The following is a 17,286-nucleotide window of genomic DNA, read 5'->3' as shown; positions in this document are numbered from 1 at the left end:
ACCGCGTGCGCACAGGTGCGCACCCTACGATTCACCACCGCTACGGGCTTATCCCAGCTTTGCGGCGTGCTCGCGCGTGGCGTGGAACTGCAGCTTGGGCCAGCGCTCCTGCGTCAGGCGCAGGTTCACGCTTGAGGTGGCCAGGTACGCCAGGTTGCCGGCCGCGTCGTACGCGACGTTGTGCCCCAGCGCCGACTCGAAATCCGACAGCGCCTTCTTGTCGTCGCTCGACACCCAGCGCGCACTGCTGATGCTGGTGCCCTCGAACACGGCATCCACGCCGTACTCGTTGAGCAGGCGGCTCGCCACCACCTCGAACTGCAGCACGCCAACCGCGCCCAGAATCAGGTCGCTGCCCAGCACCGGCTTGAACACCTGTACCGCGCCCTCCTCGCCCAGCTGCTGCAGGCCCTTGTGCAACTGCTTGGTCTTGAGCGGGTTGCGGATGCGGACCAGGCGGAACAGCTCCGGCGCGAAATACGGAATGCCGGTGAACGAGAGCATCTCGCCTTCGGAGAAGCTGTCGCCAATCTGCATGTTGCCGTGGTTGGGCAGGCCGATGATGTCGCCGGCGTAGGCTTCTTCCACTTGCTCGCGGCTCGAGGCCATGAAGGTCACGACCGACGACAGCTTGACCTCGCGCCCCAGGCGCAGGTGCTTGACCCGCATGCCCTTTTCAAAGCGCCCGGAGCACACGCGCAGGAAGGCGATGCGGTCGCGGTGCGCCGGGTCCATGTTGGCCTGAATCTTGAACACGAAGCCGGAGAAACGCGGCTCGGTCGGCTCGACCTTGCGCACGGTGGCATCGCGCTCGCGCGGGGCCGGCGCCCAGTCGACCAGCGCCGACAGGATTTCGCGCACGCCGAAGTTGTTAATCGCCGAGCCGAAGAACACCGGGGTCTGCACGCCGGCCAGGAAACGCTCCAGGTCGAAGGTATGCGAGGCGCCGTGCACCAGCTCGACTTCCATCTTCAGCTGTTCCATCTCGAGCGGGAACATCTCGTGCAGCTTGGGGTTGTCGATCCCCTTGATGACCTCGAACAGGCCGTCGGCGCGCTCTTCGCCCGCCTTGAACAGCATGACTTCGTCGTTGAGCAGGTGGTACACGCCGCGGAAGTTCTTGCCCATGCCGATCGGCCAGGTGACCGGCGCGCACTCGATTCTCAGCACCGACTCGACTTCATCGAGCAGCTCGAGCGGGTCGCGCGTTTCGCGGTCCAGCTTGTTCATGAAGGTGACGATCGGCGTGTCGCGCATGCGGCACACGTCGAGCAGCTTGATGGTCTGCTCTTCCACGCCCTTGGCGGCGTCGATCACCATCAGCGCCGAGTCGACCGCGGTCAGCACGCGGTAGGTATCTTCGGAAAAATCCTGGTGGCCCGGGGTGTCGAGCAGGTTGACCACGTGGTCGCGGAACTCGAACTGCATCACCGAGCTGGCCACCGAGATGCCGCGCTGCTTTTCGATATCCATCCAGTCGGAGGTCGCGTGGCGGCCGCTCTTCCTGCCCTTGACGGTGCCGGCAAGCTGGATCGCGCCCGAGAACAGCAACAGCTTTTCGGTCAGTGTCGTCTTGCCCGCGTCCGGGTGGGAAATGATGCCGAAGGTGCGGCGGCGCGCGACTTCGTTCGCAATCGCCGCCGGCGTCTTGGTGGCGCCGGATTCAGGGGTCTCAAGTGGGGGTGCTGCGGTATCGGTAGGCATATTCTCGGCCATTGCTGGCGGACACTGTGCAAAACCGACGATTTTACCGGGTATGCGTTCCCTTGTGTTGAACGGCGGCCGCATGAAACTTAGATGCTCGCGGACGTTAGTCAAGACGCAGTGCAAGAGGAATGTTGCACTTACGGCAAGCGAGAATTTTGTTAGGCTCTCTTTAGAGGGGTGTAGACAAAATCAACGCTGGTAAACAAGCCTATTACGTAGGCGCCCTATAGTCCCGCGACGTAGTTTGTACTGATCTGTATGGCTTGGGCAAGCGTGCACTTTTCCCGGTAAGCGGCTTCGAAACCCTTCGCAATCGCGGCGCCTCTTTCCTCAGAGGTGCCATGGTGGCCCGGGTGATTCACCATGTTGTCGCCAAAGCTGTGTTGAGTCATGGCGAATACGGCGGCGGGGAAGTTCGGGCGCTCCAGTTTTCGGGCGCCCGCAAAATAGCCGGCGAAGAAGTCGGCTTGGAGCTCAACGCGCTTTACCGTCGGCTGGCCCACTCCAACTACGCGGTCGAGGCCGCGTTTGAACTGGAGGATGTGGCCGAATTCATGGGCACATACGGCGGCGACCGCGACTTCCGGACTCTCGGTCCCGCTCATGAGCCTCGATAGCAACCTTTGCCCGAACAGCACCGTACCATCCGCATTGTTCATTCTTACTTTCGGTGTGGCATAGGCGTTGGCGCCGTCATAGTCGTCGTAATAGGCAAAGCTGGGCAGCGCTTCCAGTTTTTCGGAGACAGCAGCAAGCGTGTGCGCAAGGGCAAGGTCGAAATCACGATCGCCGGAGCGGGGAATCATTGGCTCGTTTCCGCTGATGTAGAGACGGGCGTCAGTTCGCTCGTCCATGAACAGAGTAGCGTCATCGGGCGATAAGACACAGCCATATTTGTGTCTTGCCCGGTGAGCCTGTGCGTGGCAGGCGCAGGAAAGCGCAAAACCAGTGCCAAAGACCAGGGTCAGCAAGCCTCCTTGTACGATCTCACGGCGAGTCGGCATGACGCCCCCTAGCAGAGGTTAGGAAATTTTTTGCAAGCTTCCGAATCCTTGGGCTCGGTAGAAGACGGTGGCGTTGAACTACCTGGCGACGTCCCGGGCCCAGGAGCCGGAATCGGGGTTGGGCTCGGGAATGGGGCGGGTAATGGCGGCGGCGCCGCCGTCTGGCTCACATTGAAATTCGCGTATTCAATCCGGTTCGAGAAATTGCTGATGCCAAATATCCACTTCGATTGACCTTTAAGGTGCTGCACCGTCATCGCAAACAGCTGGCCCTGCGGTAGCTGTAATTGCTGGGTTACGAATATGTTCTGGACAGGACCCAGTTGCACGAGTTGAGGATAAATCCCGGTATTTCCGGTTTGTGACGCTATCGTTTGCCAAAGCTGGGGGCCGTACCAGTAGGGATTCATCGTCCCTGTCTGGCTTTGCCGAATCATTTCGGCGAGTACTAGGCGCGGATCGGTTTGCGCAGATGCTCTTTGAAAAACAGCCAGGCTAATAAGACTAAACAGAACAAAAAAGATGAAGCGTCGTGCCAGTTTCATGTTTTATCCCCTTGAGATTACATCCCTGATGCTCGACTCTTTTTTTTGAACTACTGGCAATGAGTGTGCACTTAATTTCAGCAGCAGGCAAGGGCTGTGCTGGCCAGGCAATATTAGCTAGTAATCGTCCATCCGAAGCGTGTAGAAAATAGCTGAACATGGTACTGAACTCGTAGGACGAGTAGCGTCATGCGGCTCCGCCCTGCGCGCGCGCAAATCCGCCACAGTCCCGGCCGGTTGTCAGCATTTTGTCAGCATCCCTTCAGGCAAATGACAGCTTCAGTGTTTATACTGGGCAACATTTACTACCCTGCCGGAGGGCCCAACATGAACCGCTTCCGCTTTGCGCGCCGTTTTTCCGCCCGCGGCTTCACGCTGGTCGAGCTGATGGTGTGCGTGGCCATCATCGGCCTGCTGGCGACCATTGCCTACCCGTCTTATACCAAGCACCTGGTTCGCAGCAACCGCTCAGCGGCGCAGGCGCACCTGGTCGATCTGGCCCAGGCCGAGGCCCAGTACCTGGCCGACGCGCGCAGCTACGCGGACAGCGTGGCCGGCCTGAACATGACCACCCCGGCGGCGGTCTCCTCCAAATACACGATCGAGATCACGGTCGGCGAAGCGCCACCCACCTTCACCATCACCGCGATCCCGATCAGCGGCGGCAGCCAGGCCGGTGACGGCGCGCTGTCGATCGACAGCGCCGGTACCCGCCTGCCGGACGGCAAATGGTAACGCCCCGCCCTCCCCGCGGCGTCACGCTGCTCGAACTGATAGCGGTGCTGGCCATCCTGGCGATACTGGCTGGGCTGGCGATGCCGTCGTTCACGGGCTTTAGCGCGAACATGCGCGTACGCAGCGTTGCCAGCGACCTGCACGCATCCCTGTCGCGCGCCCGCAGCGAAGCCATCAAACGCAATGCCGAGGTCACCCTGGCGCCGGCGTCATTGGGCCGCTGGCAGGACGGCTGGCGCATTCCCGATCCATCCGGCGGCACCCAGGTACTGGACGCCCATCCGGCGGTGCCGAAGGCCACCGTGTCCGGGCCGGACCGCGTCACCTTCCTTCCCAACGGCCGCATCAAGGGCACCAGCCTGCCCTCGTTCGACATCTTTGTTACCGGCGCCAGCGCTCACCGCTGCATCCGCGTCGACCTCGGCGGCCGTCCCAACCAGTCCTCCACGAGTTGCTGACATGGCCCACCGCACATTGACGCCTCCCCGCCGCGCGCATGGCACCAGCCTGATCGAAGTGCTGGTCACCATGGTCGTGCTCGCCTTCGGCCTGCTCGGCCTGGCCGTTTTCCAGGTCAAGGCCCAGGTCGGTTCGGTCGAGTCCTACCAGCGCGCCCAGGCCGCGGTGCTGCTGCAGGACATGCAGTCGCGCCTGACCGCCAACGGCGACAACGCCGACGCCTACCTGACCACCCACGCGCTCGGCACCAACGACACCCCGGCCGCCGACTGCGACGCACTGACCAGCAGGGCAGAGCGCGACAAGTGCGAATGGAGCCATGCGCTGCAGGGCGCCGCCGAGAAGACCAGGAGCAACAGTCAGGTCGGCGCGGTGAGCGGCGCACGCGGCTGCATCACCCGGGTGCGCGCCCGGAACACAGCGGTCGGCGTGTGCACCCCGGCGGTGTACCTGGTGACGGTCGCGTGGCAGGGCCTGCACCCAACCAAGGCCCCGGCCCAGGACTGCGGCCGCGGCGAATACGGCCCCGAGACCAACCGGCGGGCGATGTCGGCGCGCGTCGCCGTCGGCTTGCCCAACTGCTTCTGACAGGCGAGCACCATGCGAACATCCTTTCCAACCCGCCTGCGCGCCGCGCGCGGCTTTTCGATCCCCGAATTGCTGGTCGCGGTGGCGATCGGCCTCGTAATCCTGGCCGGCATGTCGACCCTGTTCGTGAAGAACACCCGGATCCAGGGCGAGATCGAACAGGCCAACCGCCAGGTCGAAAACGGCCGCTACGCGATCGACCTGCTGGCGGTCGACCTGCGCAATGCCGGCTATTTCGCCGAGTTCGATCCGACCGTGCTGGACAACCCGGCCGCGCTGCCCTCGCCCTGCACCCGGGACCTGGACGAGCTCAAGGCCGGGCTGACGCTGCCGGTGCAGGGCCTGGACAACATTGCTGCCGGCCTTGACTGCCTGCCCGACGTGCGCCGCGACACCGACGTGCTGGTGGTGCGCCGCACCAACACCTGCGTCGCCGGCGCCCCCGGCTGCGACCCGATCAGCGCCGGCGGCCCGTTCTTCCAGGCTTCGCTGTGCAACAACGACAGCGAACTCGATTCGCCCGTCCGCGCCAACTTCTATGCGCTCACGCTCGCCAACATCGGTCTTAACCGCCACCAGCGCGATTGCACCGCGGTCGCCGGCAGCGGCACCCTGGCGGCGATCCGGCGCTACCGTACTCATATCTACTTCATCGCCAACAACAACAAGCCGGGCGACGGCATCCCGACCCTGAAGCGGGCCGAACTGGGCAGCGACGGTGGCGCGGCGACCTACACCGTGGTGCCGCTGGCCGAAGGGATCGAGAACCTGCAGCTCGAATACGGGCTCGACGTCACCCCCGTCAACCGCGGCGACGGCGTGGCCGACGTGTTCAGCGCCGACCCGGCCGGCGTCAACGGCTGCAACACGCCCGCCTGCGCCGTGGCCAACTGGCGCACCGTGGTCGCCGTCAAGGTGAACCTGCTCGCCCGCAACACGCAGCAGACCCAGGGCTGGACCGACACCAAGTCATACAAGCTGGGCCAGGACGCGGCCGGCAATGAGATCACCATTCCCGCAGCCAACGACCAATACAAGCGGCACGTGTTCCAGTCGCAGGTCTCGCTGCCCAACCCAGCCGGCCGGAGGCTGCCATGATTACCCTGCACCGCCAGCGCGGCATCACCCTGGTCACCGCGCTGATCCTGCTCGTGCTGCTGACCCTGGTCGCCCTGACCAGCTTTAATCTCGGAAAATCGAACCTGCAAGTCGTGACCAACATGCAGCGGCGCGACGAGGCGACGGCGGCAGCGCGCGAAGTGATCGAGGAAACCATCAGCAATACGCGGTTTTTCGTCACGCCGGACGACATCCTGGCCAACCCTTGTGAAGGGCCGAACCAGCGCTGCATCGACACCAACGGCGACGGCAAGACCGACGTCAAGGTCGCGATCACGCCCAGGCCCAAGTGCGTAATGGCGCCGGTCATCATGAACTCCGCGCTCGACCTGGCCAAGCGTGAAGATGCCGAGTGCAGCATGGGCAGCGGCCAGAGCTTCGGCGTGGCCGGCGCGGTCGACGGCAGCTCGGCCTGCGCCGACACCGTGTGGGAGGTAACGGCCGTGGGCACCGATACCGACAGCGGGGCCCAGGTCAAGGTGACCCAGGGCGTGGCCGTGCGCGTGGCGCGCGACGACGTCGCCAACAACTGCCCCAGTTCATGAACAGAGAGGACGCCATGATCCGCACGACTTTTAGCCGGGCGCTTGCCTTGGCCTTGCCCTTGGCCGCCGCCATTCCGCTTAACGCCGGCGCCGACGACATCGACATCTTCACCGGCGCCTCCGGCGGCATGGCGGCCAACCCGCGCATCCTGATCGTACTGGACAACACCTCGAACTGGGCACGCCAGAGCCAGAAATGGTCCGGCCCGTCCCAAGGCCAGTCCGAGACCAACGCGATCAGGACTGTGATGGCCGAGATGGACGGCTCGATCAGCCTCGGCCTGATGGAATTCGTCACCGGCGGCAACGCCAACGACACTGGCGGCTTCATCCGCTACGCAATCCGGCCGATGGATGCGACCAACAAGATGAACTTGTCGAACCAGCTGACGATTATCTACAACAACATCAACAGCCCCGACGAAAAGCGCAATTCGAACACGGCGTACGGCGACCTGATGTACGACGTGTACAACTACTTCGCCGGCGCCAACTCGTATTCGCCGTCCGCCGTGGTGGCCAGCAAGGCCGACGCGGCCGGGTACACCGCCCCCTTCTCGCGCTTCGCTTCGCCGCTGACTGCCGACAACACCTGCGGCAAGACCTTCGTGATCTTCATCGGCAACCCGAACCAGAGCGGTCCGGCCTCCGACAGTGCGGCCAACACGAACGCGCTCAACACCATCACCAACAACCGTGACGCGAGCGGCAGGCTGATCCCGGTGACCCAGCTCGGCCTGCCGAACTTTACGAGCACCAGCACCAGCACCCAAACCCAGGTCGGCACCACCGCCGCCTGCTACAAGAACGCCGGCCTGGCAGCGGCCGAACTGCCCAACTTCAGTAGTGCCTGCTCGTCCTACACCGACGGCTGCAGCATCGGCGCGGCGGCCTCGAACGCCTCGTGCGGCAGGAACACCACGCGATTTAACGTGATGGGCACCAACACCGTGATCACGACCACGCCCACTGGCACCAGCAGTACCGACACTGGCCCGCGCAACGCCGACGAGTGGGCGCGCCTGCTGCACGACCAGGGGGTGCCGCTGTCCGGCAGCTCCATCCGCCCATCGGTCACCACCTACACCATCGACGTCTACAACGCCCAGCCGGACGCGACCCAGACCGCCCTCCTGATGAGCATGGCCAAGGCGGGCGGCGGCAAGTACTTCGCGGCGCGCAGCGAGCAGGCGATCATCGACGCGCTGCGGCAGATCCTGATCGAGATCCAGGCGGTCAACGTCTCGTTCGCCTCGACGTCGCTGCCGGTCAATGCCACCAACCGTTCCCAGAACGAGAACCAGGTGTTCATCGGCATGTTCCGCCCGGACGCGCAGGCCCAGCCGCGCTGGTTCGGCAACCTCAAGCGCTACCAGCTGATCAACTCGGGCTCGAACGTCGACCTCGGCGACGTCGCCGGCCAGCCCGCGGTCAACCCGCTGACCGGCTTCGTGACGCCATGCGCGACCAGCTACTGGACCAGCGACAGCGGCAGTTACTGGAACAACCTGGGCGTGACGCCCGACCCCGCGGGCACCTGCACCCTCGGCGGCTTCAACAAGTACTCCGACGCGCCGGACGGTCCGTTCGTCGAGAAGGGCGCGGCGGCCCAGATCCTGCGCTATGGCAACGCGCCGTCCGGCACCACCACCAGCCAGGCGGTCAACCGCAACGTGCTCACCCTGTCGGGCAGGACGCTGACCCCTTTGAACATCGGTAATTCCGGCCTGGACGACAGCCTGGTGCGCTTCATCCGCGGCGAGGACGTCAACAACGAGAAAGGCACCGGCCAGCTGACCACCACCCGGCCGTCGATCCACGGCGACGTGATCCACTCCCGCCCGCTGCCGCTGAACTATGGCGGCAGAACCGGGGTGACCGTGTTCTACGGCGCCAACGACGGCACCCTGCGCGCGCTGAACGCCGCCACCGGGGTCGAGCGCTGGGCCTTCGTCGCGCCCGAATTCTTCCCGCGCCTGTCGCGCCTGAAGACCAACAGCCCGCTGGTCGCCTACCCTCACATGCCGGCCGGCCTGCCTACGTCGCCGACGCCGAAGGACTACTTCTTCGACGGCTCGACCGGGGTCTACCAGAACGCCGACAACTCGCAGGTCTGGATCTACCCGTCCATGCGCCGGGGCGGCCGCATGATCTATTCGCTCGACGTCACCAACCCCGACAATCCGGCCTTCAAATGGAAAGCCGGCTGCCCGAACCTCCTTGACGACACCGGATGCACCCCGGGCATGGAGATGATCGGCCAGACCTGGTCGACCCCGAGCGTGGCCTTGATCAAGGGCTACTCGGGCACCAGCCCGGTGGTGGTGGTCGGCGGCGGCTACGACCGCTGCGAGGACGCCGACACCCGCACCCCGAGCTGCGCCGGCAAAAAGGGCGGCATGATCTACGTGCTGGATGCCGCCACCGGCGCGCTGATCCGCTCGTTTGTCACCGAGCGCGCGGTCGCGGCCGACGTGGCGATGGTCGACGTCGACAACGACGGCTCCCCGGATTACGCCTACGCGGCCGATACCGGCGGCAACCTGTACCGGGTCGACTTCATCGACAGCACCAACACCCACCTGCCGCTGGCGCCGTCCGCCTGGACCAGCCGCATGGTCGCGCGCACCAGCACCGGCGGCCGCAAGTTCCTGTTCGCGCCCGCGCTCTTGGCCAGCAAAGGCTACGTCTACGTGGCGATCGGCAGTGGCGACCGCGAGCACCCTTTGTACGAGCACTACCCGTATGCCAACGTGCGCAACCGCTTCTATGTGTACAAGGACAAGCTGGCCGCGCCGCTGGGCAGCGGCGTCAAGGACCTGGACGCGCTGGTCGATTACAGCGCCAGCACCGATTGCGCCGCGGCGCCGATCCTGCCCGGCGAGGGCCCGGACGGCTGGTTCATGAACCTGAACGCGAACGGCCAGGGCGAACAGGTGGTCACCTCCGCCTTGATCGCCGGCGGCATGGTCACCTTCAGCACCAACCGGCCGATACCGCCGGCGGCCGGCACCTGCGCCACCACGCTGGGCGAAGCGCGCGGCTACTGGGTCAACCTGTTCAACGCATCCGGCGCGATCGGCACCCCTGGCGCCTGCGGAGGCCAGCGCTCCTCGCCATTCGTGGGCGGCGGCCTGCCGCCCTCGCCGGTGCTGGCCACTGGCGTGCCGGTCGACGGCAAGGCGACCACGGTGGTGATCGGCGCGGCCCAGAAAGCCAGCGACGGTGCGGCCGGCGCCAGCGTCGCGATCGCACCGCAGAAGATCCGGCCCACGATCAGCTCCAAGCGCAACCGCGCCTACACCTACACCTCGAGCGATTGATGGCACGGGGCGGTCGGGAGCCGCCCCGAAATACGTTTTTCAAGGGGCGCCTGCTACACAGGCGTTCCAGCTGCCATGCTAGACTCGGGGATTCGGCTTGACCAGCATCGGTGTGTTATGAGCGCAGTACCATTCGTCGACCTTCATGTCCGCAGCTACTGCGCAAACAGGCAATCGGATCGCCACGAATTTGCCCAGCTCGTACTGCCTGTCAGTGGCGAGCTTTTACTCGAGATCGAAGGAAAGCAAAAACAGCTTGACCCGCTCCATGGCGCCCTGGTCAGGCCCGGCGCCTGGCACTCCCAATGCAGTAGCACCGCAAATCGCTCGATCATCCTCGATATCGATGTCGCGACCATCACCCAAGGATCGTGGGAGCGGCTGCTGGACAAGCCGTTCACGGGAATTAGCCCAGCCGCGCGCAAGCTGGTCGAATACATGGGGATCATCACGGATCAGCAGGATATCCGGCCAGCGGTAGTCAACGGCTGGGTACCACTGCTGCTCGACACGCTCACGTCGAGCGTTGCGCAGCCGACTTCGCGCCTGGCCGCGCTTTTGGCCAGAATTGAGGGCGAACCGGGTTTGCCCTGGACTACCGAATCGATGGCCCGAAGTGCTGGCCTGAGCATTAGCCGGCTTCACGCCCTGTTTCGCTCGGAACTGGACACCAGCCCCCATGCCTGGCTGCTTGCGCAGCGAATCAACCGCGCATGCGAATGGCTGGCTCATACCGACCGTTCTATCGCCGATATCGCACTTGGCGCAGGTTTCTCTGACCAGAGCACCCTGACACGGGCAATGCGCAATGCCATGGATACGACGCCCGCCGCATATCGCCGCCAAAGCCGAGAGAACAGGCCAAAAAGACAGTAGCGCGCGCCAAGAAAGCTTGGGACAAACCGTCCAGAATCCCCGGTTTCGGGAGATTCAATCATGGTTGTTAACAAAACTTGGCTCGGCATTGGCTCAAGTATCGTCGCCGGCGCCTTTTGGGGCCTGGTATTTCTTGCACCGAAACTGACCCCCGGCTTCCAGCCGATTCAGCTTTCCGCCGGACGCTACCTGGCGTACGGAATTGTCGCGGCCGTGCTGGTGGCGCCAATTTGGCGGCGTTTGGCGGGAAGGCTGACATGGAAGGAGTGGCGCGCCCTCATCTGGCTCAGCTTCACAGGCAACATCATCTATTACGTGTTTCTTGCGAACGCAGTGCAGCTCGGCGGCGTAGCGATGCCTTCGCTTGTAATCGGCTTGTTGCCCGTGACCGTCACGCTGGTTGGAAGCCGCGATAAGCATGCGCTGGCGTTGCGACGGCTGGTGCCGTCGCTAGCCCTGAGCGCGGCAGGGCTGATTTGCATCGGTTGGCAGTCGTTGTCCGGCCCTGGGCATGGATCGCTCGCTGGGCTGCTGTGCGCGATAGGATCGCTCGTATCCTGGACCATCTACGCAGTCAGTAACAGCAGATGGCTGGCACGGCTGCAATCCGTTTCGGCTCACGAATGGAGCCTCTTGACCGGGGTGGTCACAGGTGTGGAAGCGCTTATGCTGGCAGTGCCGGCGTCCATCGCGGCCACCGCCAGCCACGGAACGTCAGAATGGTTTTATTTCGCCGGCGTTGTCACCGCGGTCGCAATCTTTTGCTCGGTACTTGGTAACGCACTCTGGAATCACGCCAGCCGCACGCTTCCGCTAACCCTCGTGGGGCAAATGATTGTGTTTGAGACGCTGTTCGCCTCCCTTTACGGATTCCTGTGGGAACAGCGCTGGCCCACCGCGCTCGAAAGCGCGGCGATGGTACTGCTTATCGCCGGCGTAGTTTCATGCGCGTCTGCCCACAGGAACAACGCCGGCTGACAAGCACGCGACAGCATAAGCCCGGCATGCGGGGACCGACGCCGGCCTCGGTCCTCGCCGCCTTTCATCTCCTGTCTAGGCAGCCGCTTTATTGGCCGCTAGGTCCCAGCCACCGACCGTGCTACCACCCGCGCCACCGCCGGTCATTTGCTGCGTATACGTCCATGTCACCTTCGAAAATTTTAACGTTACTTGCTCAGTCAGGAACCCGCCGACTTCAATGCTCGGATGCATTGCGCCGATAAGCACGTTTGTTAAATCCATTTCAGAATACTTGATCGGCTTGCCGCTTCCATCGGCGCGCATAAACTCGAATTTAGCCTTTGGAATGGTCTTTCCCATCGCGCAGTGCTGCGCCAGAATGGGCGAGGACAAATCGGCTAGCTTGGTAAATGCAACGTCCTCCATTTCGGCTCGTGCGATAGTATGCCCACCCGAGGTTGATGCCACAGCACTGCGCAAGCATTGCTGCTGAGCCTGCTTGATGGAAAACAATGACTGTTTATGCGCAAGTGATAAGTTGGCGGTCTAGGTCTGATGGGGCTAAAAATGACGACTACGAATTCCAAACCCAATTCCTCAAGCTCCGCAAATGCGGGGATGACCATGAGTCCGGAGGCGCGAGCGAAAATGCGGAATACGGAGAAAGCTGTACTCAAATATTACAACGACCTGGGCAGAAACAAGGGGAATTGCACCTGGGGAATCGGCTTTTACCACCATCGAGGCGTGTGCACCCCCGAAGAGCTTAAGCGGAAAGTAGACGCAGCCTCAATCGACATTGAATATAATAAACGGATAGCCGAGGCCGAGCGGCGAGTTAAACTCAAAGTACAGGTCCCACTCAATCAAGCCCAATTCGACGGCCTGGTGAGTTTTACATATAACACCAAGAACGTCACTAACCAAGAGGTATATTCCGCCTTGAACAGAAACGACTTTGCGACTGCCGCTAAGATAATGTCAGGTGTGATTAAATCGGATGTCGATGGGAAATTAAAGATGGCGCCCGGACTTATAACTCGTCGCGCAGAGGAAAGCGCGCCGTTCCGTAATGCAGCGGAAATTTCTAGGCAAGAAAGCAAATAGGATCGTTAACATGGGATATTCGCATTGCCCCGCCTTGCGCCAGCGGCTGCGTTCGTTTCCATCGGTGGCAGCCATCACGTTAGCGGCATGGTCGCCATTGCCATCTCAAGCTGCGCAGCCCGGGCATGAGGTTATCGGGAAATGGAAATTCGTCTCCGCTCTGGATTTTACCGTCCCGTCGTCATTGGACGAACAAGAGGCTCAACAACTTCTCGGCCACGTCCTCACGATAAGCAAAAATTGGTCGCGATTTGACGACGGCCAGGATTGCGGGGTACCAGGTTTCGAAACGAAGCGTGTTGAGCCAAGTCTTTATCTACAACGGGAAGCGGGAATCGGCGCTTCAAAGCTAAAGTTGCCAAACCCCGTCACCGTTGTTGATATTAACTGCACTCAAGTCTTCGTCAAGAAACCCAATCGGGTGGTTATATTTTGGGAGGGCTTTTTCTTTGAAGCGGTCCGGGTGAGTCGCTAGCTGCTGCAGCCGGTAAAACACACCGTCCTCAGTCCTCACTGCCCTTCACCTCCAGTAGCTCCTTGTACGGCGCCACCGGCATGTGCATCATGAAAAAGCGGTCCACCTGGAGATGCTCGCGCTCGACCGCCTGAACCAGCTCGCTCACCTGCTGCGGCTGGTTATAGGTGCCGGTCGCCCGGTCCTTCTGGAACGGGTCGCTGCCGTAGAGCAGTTTGTGCGCGGGCAAGTAGGCCATCATCTGGCGCTCCGTGGTGGCGCCGCGCAGCGGGTAAAGCTCAATGCGGTTCGGACCGGTGCCGATCACCGTCTTGCCGCCGACCAGACGCAGGTCGGCCTTGCGGGGCGCATTATGCAGCGTATCGCCACGCCACGAGTACGGCGCACTCAAGGTACGGCGCACGATCGGCTCGGACAGGTCGAGCGCATAGACAGGAATGCCGCGCGCCACATATTCGCGGATGCCGGCCAGGTGCGGCCAGGAGTCGGACGTCGTCACCATCGCCTTGATCGGCTTGCCGGGATAGCGGCGCTCGGCCTCGGCCAGCACTTTGCGCGAATAGCTTGAAGAAATCGGCGCCTCGATCACGACCAGGCCGTCGCCCTGATCCACCAGGGCCGTGTTCCACGCACCCTCAATCAGCACGATGCCAGGAGCGATCTCGGGGTGCTTGGCGCCGAGCGGCATCTCGGCCGGGTCACGTGGCGGCGCGTCCGGCTTGAACTGCGCGGCAATCGCCTGCGGCACCTCAACCAGGGGCCGGTCGTAGTCGGTTGATACCTTGAACGCTCGCAACATCATGGTGCGGTCCGGCATGCCGTTAATCTGGACGTCCCACTGCATCGGATAACGCAGGCCGCTCTTGTCCAGCCGCCAAAAGCTCCACGCCGTGCGCTGCACCACATCGCCCAGGTAGGCGGCATTGCCGCCGCGTGCGAGCGGGCCGGCGTAATCGATCGCGGAAGGCAGGTGCGTATATTGATTGAGGTAGATGTGCGCGCGCCCCCCGTCCAGCGTGAACCCGACGACCTGGTGCGGCACGCCGTGCAGCACGGTGTCGGCTTCGCGATGGGTGTCGGCGGCGTCCAGTGCGGTGAGCAGTACCCGTTCCGGACTGAGGGCAAGCGCTTCGGCCGCGATCTTAACGTCCTGGCTGGTGCCCGGCATTTGCCTGGTACCAAAGGTCTGCATGGCAACCTGATTCGCCACGGTCATCGTCGAGGTGTAGCTTTCAAGCGGCGTGCGCACCTGCAGGTGGCGGAACAGCCCCCGGTTCGCGTGGTCGCGCAGTTCGGCCAGATCATGAAACTCGATCAGGTACGGGCCTTCGGGCCGTTCGGACTGCTCGAGCATATTGCGGTAGCCTGAAGACTCGAACGAAATTGATTTCACCGAGCGAAGCAACGGTTCGCCGCCCTGGGCTGCAAGCGCCTGCTTCAGGAGTGTCTGGCTGGCCGGGTCCGCAGCAAATGCGGACGAGGCGATGCCAAATGCAGCTAATACGAAGAAATTCCTTGGCTTCATGTCATCCTTGGTCTTTTGGAATTTGACCGGAGGATAGCCCAGGATTTGAGCACCAACAAGCTGTTCATTTTTCCATATGCACAAGCCGGCAGGTGCGCAGAGAGGGTCGGCTTATCGTTCGTTGAAGGGAAAATGCCCCCAGTTTACGGGGTGATGTTGCTCTGATTGCAAGTCAGGGTCTTTGTCAGGCGCTCTGTTATTTATTTACAATTGGAAGCGGGAACCGCACGGCGAATCTCAATCCCCTCCCCTGGGGCATGTCCGACAGCTCGATCCGCGCCCGATGCGCCAGCGCGATGTCACGCACCACGGCCAGTCCCAGCCCGCTGCCCGGCACCTTGTCGTCCAGCCGCACGAAACGGTTGAATACCAGCGCCCGCTTTTCTAGCGGGATGCCTGGGCCTGAATCCTCGACGATCAACCAGGCGCCCTCTCCGCCCGAGCCGCAGCGTACTGTCACCGTACCGCCCGCCGGCGTGTAGCGCAGCGCGTTGTCGATCAGGTTGTCGATGAGGTCGCGCAGCAGGAAAGGGTTGCCCGCCACCAGCGCGCGCTCCAGGTCGAAGCCGAGATCCTGTCCCTTCTTGTCGGCCTCGCCGACGAAGTACTGCACGGACTCCTGCACCAGTTGCGCCAGATCCACGGTCTCCAGCCTCGCCTGCGCGACCCCGCCCGGCGTGGCGCGCGCCAGCGCAAGCAGCTGGTTGGTCTGGCGGATCATGCGCTCGTTCGCCACGCGCATCAGGTTCAGCGAGCCGGCGGTCTCGGGGTCGCCTGCGTGGCGCGCCGCCAGCCATTCGAGTTGCACCAGCATTCCCGCCAGCGGCGTGCGCAGCTGGTGCGCCATGTCGGCCAAAAAGTCGTGGCGCGCCTGCGCGCCTGCCTGCACCTTGTCCAGCAGCTCGTTGAAGGCGCCGACCACGGGGACCAGCTCGTGTGGAACGTCGTCCAGCTGCACCGGGGTCAGGTCCTCGCCGTCGCGTGCGGCCAAGTTGGCGCGGGTGCGCGACAGCGGCAGCAGGCCGTTGGTCACCGACAGCCAGAGCAGGCCGATCAGGCCAAGCGAGAGTGCCAGCTCGATCAGCGCGAGCGAACGCAGCGTGGCCGAGCGGATCCGGTGCAGTTTGCGCATGGTGCGCGCGACGCCGATCTGGACCGTCTGTCCGTTCGCCGTCTCGGTCGTCAACGCCACCGCGCGCACCGGCTCGCCGCCGATGGTGGCGTCGTGCGCCGCCCCGTCCCTGGCTACCAGCGGCACCACGGCATCGCCCGCCAGCAGGTGTCCTTCACTGTCGCGGACCGAGAACCAAGTGGCATCGACCAGGTCGGCGCGCGGCATCTGCAGCGGCGCGTCGGGATCGCCGCCCTGCACCTGCGCCGCCAGCATGGCTGCGGCGTCGAGCAGCGCCTGGTCGAACGCGACCTGCGCCGGCGCCCACGCCAGCAGGTAGGTCAGCGCGGCGCCGGCCAGGTTGACGACGACGATCGGCCCGACCAGCCATTTGAGCAGCCGGACCCGGATGCTGCTCATGCCGCCATCTCGAGCATGTAACCGAAGCCGCGCACGGTTCGGATGTTCACGCCCGCACCTTCCAGCTTGTTGCGCAGCCGCGAGACGTAGACCTCGACCGCGTTCAGGGTCAGGTCTTCACCCCACGGGGCGATCGCATCGATGATCTGCTGCTTGGATACCACCCGGCCCGCGTGCCGCAGCAGGTATTCGAGCACCGCCCATTCGCGCACCGACAGTTCGAGTTCGCGCGCGCCCACGCAGGCGCGGCGCGCCGCGACGTCCAGCGTCAGCTGGCCGAACGTCTGCGCGGCCGGGTGGGCCGCGTTCCTGCGCGCGAGGGCACGGATGCGTGCCACCAGCTCTGCGCTGGCAAACGGCTTGACCAGGTAATCGTCCGCGCCCAGCTCCAGCCCGTGCACCCGGTCCTCGACCGCATCGCGGGCGGTGAGCAATAAGACCGGAAGCAGGCTGCCGCGCGCGCGCAGGCGCCGCACGACCTCGAAGCCGTCGATGCCGGGCAGGCCGATATCGAGCACCGCCACCGCCGGGCTGCTTGCCTGCAGCAGCTGGTCGGCGCGCAGGCCGTCGGCCGCCAGCTCGACCTGCATGCCCTGGGCCTGCAGGACCCGGACCAGGCCGTCGGCGAGAACGGTGTCATCTTCGACCAGTAAAACGTGCATGCGCAGGGGAAAGTGATTTTGGATGGCCCCATTATCGGGCATTTCATTGCGCGCCCCCAAGAAAAACGATAACGGCCGGCATTTTGTCTAGTAGGACTGGGCTGACAAAACATCATGCAAACAGC

At 63.5% G+C, this 17,286-nt stretch carries 17 protein-coding genes; 10 read left to right on the top strand and 7 right to left on the bottom strand.

Going from position 1 to position 17,286, the window contains the following annotated elements:
- Positions 1-48: 48 nt before the first annotated feature.
- From E4O92_RS07805 to E4O92_RS07795, 3 genes are all read right to left on the bottom strand, one after another.
- Positions 49-1,704: a peptide chain release factor 3 gene (locus E4O92_RS07805; protein WP_135189195.1), complete on the bottom strand. Its 1,656-nt coding sequence runs from the start codon at positions 1,702-1,704 to the stop codon at positions 49-51.
- Between the two features lie 227 nt (positions 1,705-1,931).
- Entirely contained in the window at positions 1,932-2,678 is a 747-nt protein-coding gene (locus E4O92_RS07800; RefSeq protein ID WP_206076832.1) for a neutral zinc metallopeptidase, read from the bottom strand.
- A 41-nt stretch (positions 2,679-2,719) separates the two neighbouring features.
- Positions 2,720-3,256 (bottom strand): hypothetical protein, encoded by a 537-nt coding sequence (locus E4O92_RS07795; RefSeq protein ID WP_135189194.1) that lies wholly within the window; start codon positions 3,254-3,256, stop codon positions 2,720-2,722.
- Positions 3,257-3,583: 327 nt separating this feature from the next.
- On the opposite strand from E4O92_RS07795, the gene E4O92_RS07790 reads away from it, so the two are divergent.
- The 8 genes from E4O92_RS07790 to E4O92_RS07755 all read left to right on the top strand — a co-directional run bounded on the left by E4O92_RS07790 (position 3,584) and on the right by E4O92_RS07755 (position 11,879).
- Entirely contained in the window at positions 3,584-3,991 is a 408-nt protein-coding gene (locus E4O92_RS07790) for a type IV pilin protein (protein WP_135189193.1), read from the top strand.
- Positions 3,985-4,449 (top strand): GspH/FimT family pseudopilin, encoded by a 465-nt coding sequence (locus E4O92_RS07785; protein ID WP_135189192.1) that lies wholly within the window; start codon positions 3,985-3,987, stop codon positions 4,447-4,449. Before E4O92_RS07790 ends, E4O92_RS07785 begins: the two co-directional genes overlap by 7 nt.
- 1 nt (position 4,450) lies before the next feature.
- The gene (locus tag E4O92_RS07780) at positions 4,451-5,038 is read left to right on the top strand and encodes a type IV pilus modification PilV family protein (protein ID WP_135189191.1); all 588 of its coding nucleotides are present in this window, start codon (positions 4,451-4,453) and stop codon (positions 5,036-5,038) included.
- Positions 5,039-5,050: 12 nt separating this feature from the next.
- Positions 5,051-6,136: a PilW family protein gene (locus E4O92_RS07775; RefSeq protein ID WP_135189190.1), complete on the top strand. Its 1,086-nt coding sequence runs from the start codon at positions 5,051-5,053 to the stop codon at positions 6,134-6,136.
- Positions 6,133-6,702, top strand: coding sequence for a hypothetical protein (locus E4O92_RS07770; RefSeq protein WP_135189189.1), 570 nt, complete (start codon positions 6,133-6,135; stop codon positions 6,700-6,702). The genes E4O92_RS07775 and E4O92_RS07770 overlap by 4 nt, the downstream gene beginning before the upstream one ends.
- A 14-nt stretch (positions 6,703-6,716) precedes the next feature.
- On the top strand, positions 6,717-10,025 hold the full coding sequence (locus E4O92_RS07765; protein WP_135189188.1) for a pilus assembly protein: 3,309 nt from the start codon (positions 6,717-6,719) through the stop codon (positions 10,023-10,025).
- A 117-nt stretch (positions 10,026-10,142) separates the two neighbouring features.
- Positions 10,143-10,901, top strand: a complete 759-nt coding sequence (locus E4O92_RS07760) for a helix-turn-helix domain-containing protein (RefSeq protein ID WP_135189187.1) — start codon at positions 10,143-10,145, stop codon at positions 10,899-10,901.
- A 60-nt stretch (positions 10,902-10,961) separates the two neighbouring features.
- The gene (locus E4O92_RS07755) at positions 10,962-11,879 is read left to right on the top strand and encodes a DMT family transporter (RefSeq protein ID WP_135189186.1); all 918 of its coding nucleotides are present in this window, start codon (positions 10,962-10,964) and stop codon (positions 11,877-11,879) included.
- A gap of 75 nt (positions 11,880-11,954) precedes the next feature.
- Here the strand turns inward: E4O92_RS07755 and E4O92_RS07750 are convergent, their stop codons facing one another.
- Positions 11,955-12,374, bottom strand: coding sequence for an Hcp family type VI secretion system effector (locus tag E4O92_RS07750; RefSeq protein ID WP_135189185.1), 420 nt, complete (start codon positions 12,372-12,374; stop codon positions 11,955-11,957).
- 54 nt (positions 12,375-12,428) lie between these two features.
- Between E4O92_RS07750 and E4O92_RS07745 the strand changes: the two genes are divergently transcribed.
- On the top strand, positions 12,429-12,968 hold the full coding sequence (locus E4O92_RS07745; protein ID WP_229483146.1) for a glycoside hydrolase family protein: 540 nt from the start codon (positions 12,429-12,431) through the stop codon (positions 12,966-12,968).
- Between the two features lie 10 nt (positions 12,969-12,978).
- Positions 12,979-13,443, top strand: coding sequence for a hypothetical protein (locus E4O92_RS07740; protein ID WP_135189184.1), 465 nt, complete (start codon positions 12,979-12,981; stop codon positions 13,441-13,443).
- A 28-nt stretch (positions 13,444-13,471) separates the two neighbouring features.
- Here E4O92_RS07740 and E4O92_RS07735 read toward each other — a convergent pair whose 3' ends face one another.
- From E4O92_RS07735 to E4O92_RS07725, 3 genes are all read right to left on the bottom strand, one after another.
- Positions 13,472-14,968: an MBL fold metallo-hydrolase gene (locus E4O92_RS07735; RefSeq protein WP_135189183.1), complete on the bottom strand. Its 1,497-nt coding sequence runs from the start codon at positions 14,966-14,968 to the stop codon at positions 13,472-13,474.
- A gap of 196 nt (positions 14,969-15,164) precedes the next feature.
- Entirely contained in the window at positions 15,165-16,499 is a 1,335-nt protein-coding gene (locus E4O92_RS07730; RefSeq protein ID WP_135189182.1) for a sensor histidine kinase, read from the bottom strand.
- Positions 16,496-17,161, bottom strand: coding sequence for a response regulator transcription factor (locus tag E4O92_RS07725; RefSeq protein WP_135189181.1), 666 nt, complete (start codon positions 17,159-17,161; stop codon positions 16,496-16,498). Before E4O92_RS07725 ends, E4O92_RS07730 begins: the two co-directional genes overlap by 4 nt.
- Positions 17,162-17,286: the final 125 nt, after the last annotated feature.

This window comes from Massilia horti, from assembly GCF_004614195.1.
Classification (GTDB): Bacteria; Pseudomonadota; Gammaproteobacteria; order Burkholderiales; family Burkholderiaceae_D; genus Telluria; species Telluria horti.
This window is presented reverse-complemented; position numbering and strand designations above follow the sequence as displayed.